The sequence below is a fragment of the Vibrio sp. R10-SG3-ISO10 genome, assembly GCF_059834185.1.
The window spans coordinates 518679-531015 of sequence record NZ_JCBDHG010000022.1 but is presented as its reverse complement, the minus strand read 5'-3'; the positions used below and the strand labels follow the sequence as shown (position 1 = coordinate 531015).

The window sequence follows — 12337 nt, the reverse complement described above, 5'->3', positions numbered from 1 at the left end:
AAGAGAAGTAAGAGTTATTGAACGATATTGCAGACTCGCAGATAGAAAAAAGCCACACGCTAAGGTGTGGCAAAACAAAAAGAACTGGCAGTGAATAGTTCGCTTTGCGTTAAATGAAGCTCAAGCAGAACTCCTAAAGTTGTTTAATAAGTTTCAAACACACCTGAATTGTAATCCTGTATGGTTTGATTTATCTCATCCATTGTATTCATGACAAACGGGCCGTAATGAACGACCGGCTCATCAATGGGTTCGCCAGCGAAAATTAACACGCCACTTTGCCCAAGCGCTTTCAAGTCAACTCGCTCACCTTTACTTAGCATCGCAAGTTCACCCTGCTTGAGTGTGTAATCACCAACTTGAACCTTACCTTGATAGTTTAAGATCATCATGTTGAATTGCTCAGGTACTGACACACTCACTTTCTGATCAATTTCAGCGCGCCAATCAGACACGCTAAGCTCAACACCCGTCTTACTTAACGGACCTTTAAGCTGCATTTCATTGGCATTGATCGTTCCGGCCAGTACGCGGACTAGACCAAGCTGCTCGTCACTATGTTCAGTGATCGTCTCTGGCTGAAAATCGACATATTGAGCTGGCTTCATTTTGTCTCGCGCAGGTTGATTTATCCAAATTTGGAAACCATGCAAATCACCCTCTTCCATAATAGGCATTTCACTATGGATAACTCCTCGGCCAGCTGCCATCCACTGAGCTCCACCACTTCTCAGCTCGCCAACATTGCCCATATGATCTTTGTGTTGAAAATGACCTTTGAGCATATAAGTTAGCGTTTCGATTCCGCGGTGAGGATGAGGTGGAAAGCCGCCAACGTAATCTGAACGTTGGTCCGACTTAAGCTCATCAACCATTAGAAATGGAGAAAACTGCGCATTATTAAACCCAGCCACGCGCTGTATCTTAACCCCATCACCATCTGAGGTCGGATGAACTTGGATTACTTGATTAACTTGTCTGGTTACACTCATGCTGTCTCCCCTTAGTTTGGCTCCATGAAGGAGTGAAGACAGTTTACTGACCTTGAAGAGTAAATTGAGCGGAGAGATTAGAGCCTGTCGTTCGAATAATTCGAACGACAATGAGATTTAAGCGGGCACGAGTGTTTTCAAAGAGGTGGGTACTATCAGCTTGTGTACTGGGGCCACAAAAAACATATACACTTTGCCGAACGTGTTCTTAACATCAACAACCGTTGTCGCATGTAATGTCATTGTGTCGCCATCAGGAACAATAAGAAAAGAGAGCCGAACATTGAGGTGCTTATCGCAATCCTCCACCAGCAGTTCGTTGTCACTTAAACTAACAATCGAAAAGATACCCACTTGATCACCAACTCGATACTCGCTTATCGACTTGTTTTCATCCAGATCCGCCATACGCCCTAGGTGTTTCAGCCCTAATTTAGAAACAATGCGATTGCGTAAATCCATCAACGCATTAACCCAGCGGGGCGTCTTATTCACCATCGCAAAGTAGACTTCTAATGCGGATTCACCGTTATAAGGCAACTCGATATTGTGTGTATCAGCGAAGTAGGCCCCTTGCAAATAGGGGTGAATGTTAGAGTGACTGGGCAGATCCATAGCAAAAACCTTGTTGGGTTAGTAGTCCTTTTACTTTATGACCTTAAAGGTGATCACAAATAAAACAAAGGCACAGAAGCGAATATCTGTGCCTTGTCTCAATTTTAACCAGTGACGTGTTGCTGCCAATAGCGATACAACCCATCCACATCACCCGAGCAGAGTAATGACATTGCGCCTTTAAGCTGCTCATCACGCCACTGCCACCACTGCATTTCATTTAGCTTCTCTCGCTCACTTTCTGAAAAGCGATACTTAATATGCTTTGCTGGGTTTGAGCCCACGACCTCATAGGGTGCGACATCCTTGGTCACAACAGCGCGACTGGCAATAATAGCGCCGTCTCCTATGGTCACTCCTGCCATGATCATCGCCTCAGATCCTATCCACACATCATTCCCGACCACTGTATTTCCTGAGCGAGCGAATCCATCTTGCGCATCAGCGAAGTTCTCATCCTCTTGATAGAAAAAAGGAAAGGTCGAAATCCAGTCGCTGCGGTGCCCTTGATTCCCTGCCATCATAAACACAGCACCCGAGCCTATCGAACAAAAGCTACCGATGATCAGTTTATCGACATCGTCTCTATCCGGATTTAAGTAACGCGCGCAATCATCAAAGCCATGACCATGATAATAGCCGGAGTAATAGCTATGACGACCAACAATAATATTGGGGTTGGTTACCTGCTCCGTGAGCGGTTTACCTGCAAATGGCGAGTCAAAAACATTCATAATTTCATTCTTTTGGTTATCTATGATTTAGTCCAAGCTTAGGATAAGGGTAAAGATGACTCAGATCACTGAGATTTATTATTGCCATCACTCAGTCCACACTAAGTCAAACTGGCATTGGTATCCGCATGGCAACACGATAAGATACCGCATCTCAACGTCACGGATGTACTAACAATTATGAATACCGCTCAGCAATTTATTGATGCAGGAGTAAAATACACTCCGCATTACTTTCAAGTCCCTTTAAATTACTCAGACGTTACGCAAGGTGAAATCACCGTTTTTGCTCGTGAGCTATCCTTGGTTTCAGATGGTGACAGCGCAAAGCCTTGGTTGGTCTACTTTCAAGGCGGCCCGGGCTTCCCCTCTCCTCGTCAAAATGGCAACAGCGGATGGGTAAAACGTGCGCTGCAAGATTACCGTATTTTATTGTTAGACCAACGTGGAACGGGCAATAGTTCAGTGATCTCTCACCAAACTGTGGCGCATCTGACACCTGAAGAGCAAGCGGAGTATTTAAGCTGCTTTCGTGCTGACAACATCGTTCGCGATGCCGAGTTTATTCGCAAGCAATTTGGGGTTGAGCAGTGGTCAATTCTCGGTCAAAGCTTCGGTGGTTTCTGTTCACTCACCTATCTGTCGCTTTTTCCTCAGAGTTTGTCTCGCAGCTTTATTACTGGCGGTGTCCCGTCGATTTCTCGTCACCCAGACGATGTATATCAGGCTACGTTTAAACGAACGATGGAGAAGAACCAAGCTTTCTTCCAGCAGTTCCCTAAAGCTCAAGAGCTGTGCAAACAGATTGCCGATCACTTAATCGATAACGAAGAATATTTACCAAACGGACAGCGATTTACCGTTGAGCAATTCCAGCAGATTGGAATTAACTTTGGTATGAGTGATACTTTCTTGCCAACCTATTACGCGCTAGAAAATGCCCTTGTAGAGGTGAATGGCAAAACCGAACTGCGCTATGAGTTTTTAAGTAGCATGCTGATGGAACAAGGTTTCCAGACGAATCCGATCTATGCCATTTTGCATGAATCAATCTATTGCCAAGGCTTTGCGTCAAACTGGAGTGCTCATAAAGTTCGTCAGCAAAACCCAGCGTTTAACTACGATAAAGACAAACCTTTCTACTTTACTGGTGAGATGGTCTTCCCTTGGATGTTTGATCAATACAAGAACTTGCAACCACTTAAACCCGCTGCAGAGTTACTCGCAGCGAAACAAGATTGGCAACCGTTATACGATGCGAAGCAGTTAGCAAGCAATAAAGTACCAGTAAGCTGCGCTGTCTATGCCGATGATATGTTTGTTGAGATGGATATCAGCCGAGAAACGTTAGCAGAGATGCCAAATGCCAAAGCTTGGATTACCAATGAATATGAGCACAACGGTTTACGTGCTGATGGCGAGAAGATCTTAGATACTCTGATTGCAATGGGTGACCAAACCGCAGCGACTTTAGCGTAAGTAGATACTCAAAATCGACAAAGCTCCTGAATAATTATTTAGGGGCTAATAACTTTGGTTAACTCACAACATACTATGGCATTGTTAAACTGTTTTTAGAATACGAGCTTGACCAGTTTGTTGCTTTAGCAAACTGGTTTGGCTTAGTAACACCCATACTAGCACATCGACAAACAGAGCCTAAAAGACCTTGATTTTAATAGGATACATCCTTCAGTATATGAACCAAGAACCTTATAATGTTCTGAGGAACGCACCACAACTCCAGGCCCTAACAACAGAAGAATTATCTTAAAATCAAATGTTAAAGTCAGAATCGCTAAATCGCTTTCCAACTGAGGGAAAAACCGCTGTCGTTGGGAAGCATGAAGTCCATTTCCTCCGCAGAACTAAAGCTGATATAACGCCAGAGAGACCCATCATCCCTCAAAATATCGTACTGAACAAGACCGATACTTATATGGATATAGGTGCGGGGCACATTGACCATGATGTCATAGGTGCTATTAGGGTTGTGTTGTACCTGATGCTCATAATGCCGTTTAGCTACTGGTTCGGAGGTGCAGATCAGGACACTTTGACTATGATGACGAAAATTTTTGTTGGTCTGTATTGCATGATGTTAGTCAGTATCATTGGCTACTATGTGGTTCGTCGAAGACGTAGAACTTCAGTCCGGTTTTACCAGGACACGCAACACGTGGTCTTTAAAGCCTCACCCAAAGGACGTGAAGTAGAGCTTAAATGGTGTGAGCTTGTACCTTACATCAAAGCCGAGGTCCAATTAGGAGGCGCTGGAACAACGTTGCTTAAGATGGATACGAGTAAACTGCACCTGGCATGGTACGATAAGTCCGACCGTAAGCTACATACTTTTTACGCGAGCAACAATTACCTAATGCCCATGTTCTCTCTCATTGAGTGGCGTTTGATTGAACGATATATGCAAGGGGCAGAGATTGAAGCAGACGTAGACTACTACCGCGTACCCAGCAGCAATGCCTTCAGGGCCAAGCGAGAAATAGTCTGGCGTAATTTTGTCAATCGTAAAGACAAACGCCTGCTCGGACTGAATATTCGCGACATGTCCCTCTCGTATTTCTCCGTTTCATTATATTACCTCACGCTACTGCTTGGCCTGTGGCGCTTACCATATATATTGTGCGACCTTTATCTATCGCTTGCAGTAACTCCGTTCTTACCGTCTCATGACACCGATACTCAGCACTAGGCTTAAGAATCGTCAGTTGGAGAGCCTTCTATGCATCATTGAGCCCCACACCTTTAGGCAAAGGGCAGTCAGTCGGGAGAATACAGATTAAGGCTAAGCCATCGAGTGAAGACCAATCATATTGCCTTCAGTGTCGGAGACCATAGAGATAAAGCCGTGTGGGCCAATAGCAAATTTAGGGTGAACCACCTTACCGCCAGCGCCTTCGACCCTTGACTGCTCATTGGCGCAATCTTGGCAAGAAAAGTAGACCAGTGTGCTATTGCCACCTGGAGAAACCCCTTCCATTTTTGCTAACGCACCCGCTGCGCCATACTGCTCCATAGAGGATGGAAAAAGCCACATTTCTATTTCCATCTTAGCGTCACCATCAAGTTTCTCTAACGACGTTTCGAACACCGCTTCATAGAACGCCTTAGCACGCGACATATCGTCGACATAGATTTCAAACCAACCAACCGGATTCATTTGCATGTTCCTCCTAGACCTGAGCGAATGACTCTTTAAAACTAGCTCAGATGTCGGTGATTGCTAGCCCATCCGATTCAGCATATAGCAGCATCTCATTCTCGATACAAAGAGAGTGAGATGAATCTAAACTTAACTCACCGTTTAACGCCTACCTAACCCCTATTCAACTCAGCGTTATCGCTGACGCAGGTAGCGACTTTGAACAATCGCATCGAGATAGACTTTGCTTTCAACCAAATTGTATTTTTGCAAACCATCCAGTTCCCCAAACAGTTTTGCGCCGCCACCGAGAACAACTGGAATAGTGGTGATAGCAAGTTCATCTATCAGATCTTGTTTTAAGAAGTTTTGAATTGTCACTCCACCGTCGATATACAAATCTTGGTAACCTTGTTCATTAAGATCCTTAACGATGTCAGGCAAATCTCCACTGACTAAGAACACCTTGTCTTGATAGCCAGATGGGACTTCTTTCAATGTGTTGCTCAGCACAAAGACGGGCTTACTGTATGGCCAATCAACGTCAAAGCTTAGTACTGCTTCAAGGGTATTTCTGCCCATCACCAACGCATCGACACGCTCAAGCAGGGGCACAAATCCCATATCAATATTGTCTGGGTTAGGTATCGAATGCAGCCAATCGAGTCCCCCATCCTTGTCTGCGATATAACCGTCAAGACTGGTTGCAATAAATACGATATTTGCCATGGTCAGGTTCTCCGATAAACGAGTTTGGACAAAGTATAAAACTGAGTTACAATTAATTCTACACTGTAGAATTAATATTAGATTAATGAGATCCTAAGATGTCTGTCAAGCAAAAACGCAGAGGGCGCCCTCAAGCCCAAACAAGCCAATTAGATGTTGAACGCATTCTTAGCAAAGCAAAAGAGTTGATGCTTAGAGACAATAAAATGCCAAGTGTCAGAGGCTTAGCCTCTGAGCTTTCCGTTGACGCAATGGCGATATATCACTACTTCCGTAACAAGAATGCATTGCAAGAATCTATCGTCATTTCTCTGATTGAAGATATCTACCAGCCGGATTCAAGTGAAGGTTGGAGAGTGCAGTTATCACAGCTCTGCATCAGCTACGTGTCACTTTTGCATCGCTACCCTGGTTTACTTGAAACGCTACTCAAAATGGACTCTATCAGCCCAGCGAATGTGTTTATCGAACGCTATGAAACGATCGTAGAACCGCTTGGACTCACCCCAGAAACCACTAAAAACGCTATCGACCTCCTTGCCGATTACTTGCACGGTTTCGCTTTGGCACTCAACTGCCAGCCTAGCAGTGAGCTCACATTAGATATGTTAGCGGGTCCACTAAACTTGTACTACCAATTGCTCGAGGTTGAGGGCTGAATAAGTGAGATGTAATGGATGGTGAAAAGCCGTTGGGGTCAACGCAAGTGGCTTATAATATCTGGTCCAAAAGCCACTTAGTTGTTATTGATAAGTACCCGAAAAAATACTGTTAAGATGAACAACTCTACCGTCTTTCAGGGTAAATGAACCTCGGCGATCAGTAATTAAAAATGCCTGATGATCACTCACCTTTTTAATGAACAGTTTTCTTACCGCAAAACCATGGGTATGCACATCATCTGAATCGTCGGTCGTTAGCAGCAAATAGTGATTGCCATAGCGAAGAAATAAACCATGCATGTCATAAGAAATAGTACGAGTCGTTTTCACTGCTCTAGAAACGAAGTGTGCTTTAGCTTGCCCATGTTTAAGTGTAATAGTGAGTGTTTCATTAGAGATATCAGGATGAGAGGTCTTAAGGCTATATCTATCCTCTGTTAACAAAGCCGATACAATGCCCCAAAGCAAACAAGCCATGAGAGTAAACAATATACCTTTCAAGAAATACGAAATAGACTTATTTATCACGGCATTCACCTAATGACTCTTCCACAAACTCTGAATCAGAATAGCTCACCACTTGATAGCAATTCACTGAACCGCCTTTAGGGTATACAAGCATCAACGCTTTTGGCGATGTTTGACTAGGTAGTACATCAGGTTTAATGGGAAAACCATCATAGTAAACGTCCACTCCATCCACTTCGGTGATTTCAACCAGTTCGATGTACATGAAAAGAGTATAAAAGGTCACCAATGCACCCAATACGAACGCCAACCCAAAAAATAGATACTGTTTTGACTTAATCAGCTCATCACCATTTAGGCCAGCCTCATCAAGTGTTTCTAACGGCTTTGACTCTATTACTGCAGAGCGCCCATCACTGCGTAGTAAGTAGCCTTTACCGGGGTCAGTTGTGATAAGACTTTCACCACCTAACTTTTCAAATGCTTGGCGCAAATTTTTTACCGCAACATTTAACTAGCTTTGCGTAACGATACGTCCAGGCCAACATTGAACTAGCAATGTCTCTCTCGATATAGTTTTTCCGGGAGCCGCTACCAGAGCCTGTAGAAGAAGTGTCTCGGAGTGAGAAAGGCGAACAGTTTCACCATTGCCGACTCGGCAAAGAGTCCTTGAGCTGAGGTTAAGCTCATAACCAGAAAAGGTCAGTGTTTGTGTTTTTTCACTCATGGACAAATACTACGCTGCAAAACGTCGGCAAGTCTATCTAATATCTCCCAACTGGTAAAGATACGCAGAAACCTGCCAAACAGTCGGCAGGTTTCGCATACTAATATCAGAAAGAATAGCGCACACCAACCTGACCCGCGACTTCCGTCGTAGTGGTGTGCTGAGTCTCAAATGCTCGGTGCAATGCATTAAGCTCTAGAGACAAATTGTTTGTCACCGAAAAAGCATTGTTCAAGCGCAGTTCATACATTGCGAAGTCGTAGTTAGCATGACGAATCGCTGGCTCAATTTGCCAGAAGTCAAACAACTCAACTCTCGCACCCACTTCTAAACTAAGGCCCGACATGTTGTAGCTTAGTTTAGTGTTTGGAGCTAGGTTTGGCGCTTCTGCTGCTAATTCTAAATCTGAATAACCAACAGTGCCGTACAAAGACCAAGCCGGGCTAATTGGGTAGTAGTAACCTAGTGCATACAAGTTTTGGTCAAGCGTCCAATCACTTTCAACCAATGAGCCCGAATGCGTGTAATAGGTACGATCTTTGCGAACTTCAGCGAAAAAATTGTCATAAAAGTTGAAGCTGCCGCGAAGATAAAAACCTTTTGCGTCTATGTCGGCGTTTGATGAGCTAGAACCGTAATAAAGCGACTGGCTGTAATTTGACTGTTGATAACCACCCGATAAAAAGTTGTAGTTATCGCTCATACCTTCAGCACGTACCGCACCACACGCCAATACAGCCATAACTGCTGCACTGTAGATTGTCTTTTTCATTGTTGCTCTCATTAGATTTGGAAAGAGCTCGAAGTCTATGTGAACGCTATTAGATAGGTGAATAGTCCAACTCGTTAATTCATCTTAATTATCAATATAAAGCTCATTAACGCTCTCCAGACTTCCCTAATATGTTTTTGCTGAACGCAAAGATCACCTTTCCCTTACTTACATCTAAAAAAAGATAAAAACCCAAACATATCAAAACCTTAAAGACAGAATATTTTCTAACAAGCACTCATTCACAGCATTAATTCATATGAAAAACACCTCCCTAACATTGAGAAGACATACATCACTCCATACTATTCTGCTCCTGCAAAGCGCACTAACGTGAGGCAGCCTTTAGGACAATGGCTAAATAATTTACGGCAGGGAGGCGATACAAAGGTTTTCCGTATGTTTCAATCTTTCTACTCCCAGCGACCTAAAGCAAAGGTTTCAGGCTTCTTCTTACTTTCTATTCTTAGCCTTTGGGGCTGTGGTGGCGGATCGGATGATACCCCTGCTCTTAGGGAATCAATGACTCCAGAAACGACCAATATAGAGCCATATATATCAATACAACATGGCGATCCCGAGCAAATGCCGATCGTCTTACTCTATTCTGACGGAGGGCCACTATCGTATGCCGATGACGACACATTTGGCTTCATTAGTCAGATTGATGATGAGAATGGTGAGAAAATCGACTTTACCAATATCGCCTTTGTCTATGTAAAACAAAGCCAGATGATACAAACGCAAAATTATGCTCAGACCCGAGCCTATAACTTAATAGAACAAGACGCCCAACAGTCGGTAGATATTCTTTATCAGGTGGCGAAATACTATAAATCACAAGGCAAAACAGTCTATGTACAAGGCGCATCACACGGTGGGTTTGTCGTGCTCGCAATGCTGGCTAAATACGGTCCCCAAGCGGCGGACGCTTTCCTTGTTCAGTCATCTCGCCTCAATACACCTGAAGCGCTGATAGATGCATTTAAATCAAACCAACGTGCGGGGTTCGTCTATGACAACAGCGCATTCCAAGAAGGTGAGTTAATCATTCACACCAACTATTGGCTTGAGTCCTGTCAGCCGCGCCAAGATATCGCTTTAGATAGTTGTGCATCAAACAGTGAGCGAAGTATCGTTGAGTTACAGCAGAACATGGACAAACTAAACGCTGCCATTGCGACTCCACGCTATGTCTCTATCCTTGACCAATATGACGACCTAAGTAACCTAGGGTTCACATTCGCTAACAATGATGAACAGCTCGGTGGGTTATCAGCTGAAGAAAGCACATTTTTGACCCAAAAAGGAGCGATACTGTTTGAAGTAGAGGGTGGTGGACATGTCGGCGGTGCATTAACCAAGCAAGTGGCCGCTATGAGAGAAGTGTTCTTGATGCCGAGTCAGTAACATCCTCGCCAAAAGGGGATAGGTAGTCGTCAACCTACTATGAACCCCATTTGTTTTGCTCGATCGTTACTCGTATGCCAAAAATTCGGCGAGAACCTGCTATAAAACCATGGCGAAGCGCTTCAGTCAGGCTACAATGACTCTTCATAGCCTAAATCACATGTACTGAATGCTTAAGATATCCAACAACGTCACTCTACAAGCTTGGGAGATCCAACTCACAGCAATACGAGCTCAAGGGGCGGGCGGGCAGAATGTCAACAAGGTCTCGAGTGCTATTCATCTTCAGTTTGATGTTAAGCACTCTAGCTTACCTAGCATTTATAAAGAACGAATTCTTGCCCTGCATGACTCTCGTATTTCAAAAGACGGTGTCATCACAATAAAAGCTCAGCAATTTCGAACTCAAGAGCAAAACAAAGAAGATGCGCTAAACAGGCTCGCTGAACTGATCACTTCAGCGATGGTGGTGCAAAAGAAACGTCGAGAGACAAAACCAACCCGCGCTTCCAAAGAAAGGCGGCTGAAAAGTAAAAATATCAAATCGCAGACCAAGTCTCTTCGTGGCCGAATTAAGCATTAAGCTCAGTGTCATATAGACTAAACAAGGATGGTTAGGAATCAGGTAAGATAATGACAAACTTAGGGAAAAGTATTTGTATCTTCAGTTTAATCGCCTCAAGCGCTGTATGGGCAAAGCCAGTTGCTAACTGGAAGTTTGAAAGCGACAGTGACGGCATAACCATCTACTCTCGTGAGCATAGTGATGGGCTAGTCGAGATTAGAGCCAGAATGTTCGCCCCCACCAGCTACGGCGCGTTTTTGTTGTTGCTGGAAGATACCGCTAATGTACCGAACTGGATTGATAACGTCAGCCTAAGCCGCGTTATAAAGCAAATCTCATCCAACGAAAACATTGTCTACACACAATTTGCCGCCCCTTGGCCTGCGAAAGACCGCGATATGGTCACTTACTCAAAATATTCCGTCGATGAGATAGGTTTTACACTCAACATCAAAGACGCCCCTCCAGCCAGTTTGCCCGAGCAAGAGGATTACATCCGCATTACCTCAGTAAAAGCCACATGGACGCTGCAAAAGCTCACCAATGGTAGTGCTCTTATCGAATACGTAGCTTTCGCTGATCCTGGCGGTGCTCTGCCTGATTGGCTAGCCAACAAACTCGCTAAAGAAAGCGCTCGCAATACCTTTATAGGACTACGAGCACAACTTCCTAATTACCAAGGCAGTGCGCACCCCAATATCAAAGAGTGATAGAGAATCCGCGAAATTAGAATGCAAAGCTTGGGGTATTAAAGCCGAAATGTTCAAGTTGCTGCGGTGACATGTAATAGATTCCCTCCGCAGACGCCGCATGCATAGTAAACCAATAAAATTCTTCAGGTTTGCTTAGCCCAATATCTTGGTAGTACTCAATATAGGGCTGATGCTCCGGACTGCTTTTGGGTAGGTTCACTCCACCCACTACTTTTCCATCATCATCTTCGAAAGCCCAAGAATGCACGCCAACTTTCGCACCTTTTTCCGCCTTTCTGGTCACTCCAGAAAGAAACAGATCCGTCCCACCTGACTCCACGATACCATTCCCGCCTAAGTAAGTACTGATCCCCATCTGATGAATCTTCTTCGATAAGCGAAGATTGGTTTCATCGTCGACAGAGCCAGGGATCTCCTTTAATCGCAGTAGCTTTACTTTCGGGTACTGTTTAGTCATTTGTTCAAATGCGGTGTACGACCCCGAACAGATAACACCATTGACTCGCGCCTGCTCAAATGAAGAATCGACGGTAAAAGTCAGAGGCTCAAAATCATACTCATCTGCTTCTTGGCACTGCGACTGGAAGACATAGGGAGCAAGATTATCTTTTGAAGACTGACAACCTGTGAGTGCGGTAACGGCGATAAATAGCGGGATTAAGGGTTTCAATTTCAGCTCCAAAACCATTCATTATTGTTATGGATAGTTTATTGAGCCATTGATTATTAATGTATATGGATGTTGTAAGGCTTTGTCATCAAATGTCAGAGCTAAAAAAGCCCAGTTTTC

At 44.2% G+C, this 12337-nt stretch carries 16 protein-coding genes; 6 read left to right on the top strand and 10 right to left on the bottom strand.

The genetic code is table 11. The features are described from left to right. Positions 1 to 143: 143 nt before the first annotated feature. The 3 genes from AC6R16_RS15925 to catB form a co-directional block, all read right to left on the bottom strand. Positions 144 to 992, bottom strand: coding sequence for a pirin family protein (locus tag AC6R16_RS15925; RefSeq protein ID WP_500675006.1), 849 nt, complete (start codon positions 990 to 992; stop codon positions 144 to 146). A 117-nt stretch (positions 993 to 1109) separates the two neighbouring features. Then, a complete protein-coding gene (locus AC6R16_RS15920; protein WP_425667541.1) occupies positions 1110 to 1607 on the bottom strand; it encodes a DUF2867 domain-containing protein in 498 nt (165 codons plus the stop codon). Positions 1608 to 1711: 104 nt separating this feature from the next. Next, positions 1712 to 2344 (bottom strand): type B chloramphenicol O-acetyltransferase, encoded by a 633-nt coding sequence (gene catB, locus AC6R16_RS15915; RefSeq protein ID WP_065814753.1) that lies wholly within the window; start codon positions 2342 to 2344, stop codon positions 1712 to 1714. A gap of 177 nt (positions 2345 to 2521) precedes the next feature. Here catB and AC6R16_RS15910 point away from each other — a divergent pair, with 177 nt between their 5' ends. Continuing rightward, a complete protein-coding gene (locus AC6R16_RS15910) occupies positions 2522 to 3820 on the top strand; it encodes an alpha/beta fold hydrolase (protein ID WP_500675005.1) in 1299 nt (432 codons plus the stop codon). A 583-nt stretch (positions 3821 to 4403) separates the two neighbouring features. Beyond that, positions 4404 to 5051, top strand: coding sequence for a hypothetical protein (locus tag AC6R16_RS15905; RefSeq protein ID WP_500675004.1), 648 nt, complete (start codon positions 4404 to 4406; stop codon positions 5049 to 5051). Positions 5052 to 5144: 93 nt separating this feature from the next. On the opposite strand, the gene AC6R16_RS15900 is transcribed toward AC6R16_RS15905, so the two are convergent. Then, positions 5145 to 5525, bottom strand: a complete 381-nt coding sequence (locus AC6R16_RS15900; RefSeq protein ID WP_500675003.1) for a VOC family protein — start codon at positions 5523 to 5525, stop codon at positions 5145 to 5147. 171 nt (positions 5526 to 5696) lie between these two features. Continuing rightward, the gene (locus tag AC6R16_RS15895) at positions 5697 to 6230 is read right to left on the bottom strand and encodes a dihydrofolate reductase family protein (RefSeq protein ID WP_500675002.1); all 534 of its coding nucleotides are present in this window, start codon (positions 6228 to 6230) and stop codon (positions 5697 to 5699) included. 98 nt (positions 6231 to 6328) lie between these two features. Here AC6R16_RS15895 and AC6R16_RS15890 point away from each other — a divergent pair, with 98 nt between their 5' ends. Continuing rightward, a complete protein-coding gene (locus AC6R16_RS15890) occupies positions 6329 to 6889 on the top strand; it encodes a TetR/AcrR family transcriptional regulator (protein ID WP_500675001.1) in 561 nt (186 codons plus the stop codon). An 84-nt stretch (positions 6890 to 6973) separates the two neighbouring features. On the opposite strand, the gene AC6R16_RS15885 is transcribed toward AC6R16_RS15890, so the two are convergent. The 4 genes from AC6R16_RS15885 to AC6R16_RS15870 form a co-directional block, all read right to left on the bottom strand. Then, positions 6974 to 7420 carry a hypothetical protein gene (locus tag AC6R16_RS15885; RefSeq protein ID WP_236642931.1) on the bottom strand — a complete coding sequence of 149 codons (447 nt, stop codon included), beginning with the start codon at positions 7418 to 7420 and terminating at the stop codon, positions 6974 to 6976. After that, on the bottom strand, positions 7410 to 7853 hold the full coding sequence (locus AC6R16_RS15880; protein WP_500675000.1) for a hypothetical protein: 444 nt from the start codon (positions 7851 to 7853) through the stop codon (positions 7410 to 7412). Before AC6R16_RS15880 ends, AC6R16_RS15885 begins: the two co-directional genes overlap by 11 nt. Before the next feature lie 21 nt (positions 7854 to 7874). Then, entirely contained in the window at positions 7875 to 8087 is a 213-nt protein-coding gene (locus AC6R16_RS15875) for a winged helix-turn-helix domain-containing protein (RefSeq protein ID WP_500674999.1), read from the bottom strand. A 106-nt stretch (positions 8088 to 8193) separates the two neighbouring features. Continuing rightward, a complete protein-coding gene (locus AC6R16_RS15870) occupies positions 8194 to 8859 on the bottom strand; it encodes an outer membrane beta-barrel protein (RefSeq protein WP_004743940.1) in 666 nt (221 codons plus the stop codon). 399 nt (positions 8860 to 9258) lie between these two features. On the opposite strand from AC6R16_RS15870, the gene AC6R16_RS15865 reads away from it, so the two are divergent. From AC6R16_RS15865 to AC6R16_RS15855, 3 genes are all read left to right on the top strand, one after another. Then, positions 9259 to 10269 carry a hypothetical protein gene (locus AC6R16_RS15865; RefSeq protein WP_500674998.1) on the top strand — a complete coding sequence of 337 codons (1011 nt, stop codon included), beginning with the start codon at positions 9259 to 9261 and terminating at the stop codon, positions 10267 to 10269. A 169-nt stretch (positions 10270 to 10438) separates the two neighbouring features. Continuing rightward, the gene (gene arfB, locus AC6R16_RS15860) at positions 10439 to 10852 is read left to right on the top strand and encodes an alternative ribosome rescue aminoacyl-tRNA hydrolase ArfB (protein WP_425667535.1); all 414 of its coding nucleotides are present in this window, start codon (positions 10439 to 10441) and stop codon (positions 10850 to 10852) included. A 50-nt stretch (positions 10853 to 10902) separates the two neighbouring features. Then, entirely contained in the window at positions 10903 to 11544 is a 642-nt protein-coding gene (locus AC6R16_RS15855; protein ID WP_500674997.1) for an START domain-containing protein, read from the top strand. A 16-nt stretch (positions 11545 to 11560) separates the two neighbouring features. On the opposite strand, the gene AC6R16_RS15850 is transcribed toward AC6R16_RS15855, so the two are convergent. Beyond that, complete coding sequence (locus AC6R16_RS15850) at positions 11561 to 12217, bottom strand: hypothetical protein (RefSeq protein ID WP_500674996.1); 657 nt, start codon at positions 12215 to 12217, stop codon at positions 11561 to 11563. Between the last annotated feature and the right edge of the window lie 120 nt (positions 12218 to 12337).

What these genes read in the sequence shown, in the direction of transcription:
- AC6R16_RS15925 (WP_500675006.1), bottom strand. Translation starts at nt 992, where the DNA reads ATGAGTGTAACCAGACAAGTTAATCAAGTAATCCAAGTTCATCCGACC.
- AC6R16_RS15920 (WP_425667541.1), bottom strand. Translation starts at nt 1,607, where the DNA reads ATGGATCTGCCCAGTCACTCTAACATTCACCCCTATTTGCAAGGGGCC.
- AC6R16_RS15910 (WP_500675005.1), top strand. Translation starts at nt 2,522, where the DNA reads ATGAATACCGCTCAGCAATTTATTGATGCAGGAGTAAAATACACTCCG.
- AC6R16_RS15905 (WP_500675004.1), top strand. Translation starts at nt 4,404, where the DNA reads ATGATGACGAAAATTTTTGTTGGTCTGTATTGCATGATGTTAGTCAGT.
- AC6R16_RS15900 (WP_500675003.1), bottom strand. Translation starts at nt 5,525, where the DNA reads ATGCAAATGAATCCGGTTGGTTGGTTTGAAATCTATGTCGACGATATG.
- AC6R16_RS15895 (WP_500675002.1), bottom strand. Translation starts at nt 6,230, where the DNA reads ATGGCAAATATCGTATTTATTGCAACCAGTCTTGACGGTTATATCGCA.
- AC6R16_RS15890 (WP_500675001.1), top strand. Translation starts at nt 6,329, where the DNA reads ATGTCTGTCAAGCAAAAACGCAGAGGGCGCCCTCAAGCCCAAACAAGC.
- AC6R16_RS15875 (WP_500674999.1), bottom strand. Translation starts at nt 8,087, where the DNA reads ATGAGTGAAAAAACACAAACACTGACCTTTTCTGGTTATGAGCTTAAC.
- AC6R16_RS15870 (WP_004743940.1), bottom strand. Translation starts at nt 8,859, where the DNA reads ATGAAAAAGACAATCTACAGTGCAGCAGTTATGGCTGTATTGGCGTGT.
- AC6R16_RS15865 (WP_500674998.1), top strand. Translation starts at nt 9,259, where the DNA reads ATGTTTCAATCTTTCTACTCCCAGCGACCTAAAGCAAAGGTTTCAGGC.
- arfB (WP_425667535.1), top strand. Translation starts at nt 10,439, where the DNA reads ATGCTTAAGATATCCAACAACGTCACTCTACAAGCTTGGGAGATCCAA.
- AC6R16_RS15855 (WP_500674997.1), top strand. Translation starts at nt 10,903, where the DNA reads ATGACAAACTTAGGGAAAAGTATTTGTATCTTCAGTTTAATCGCCTCA.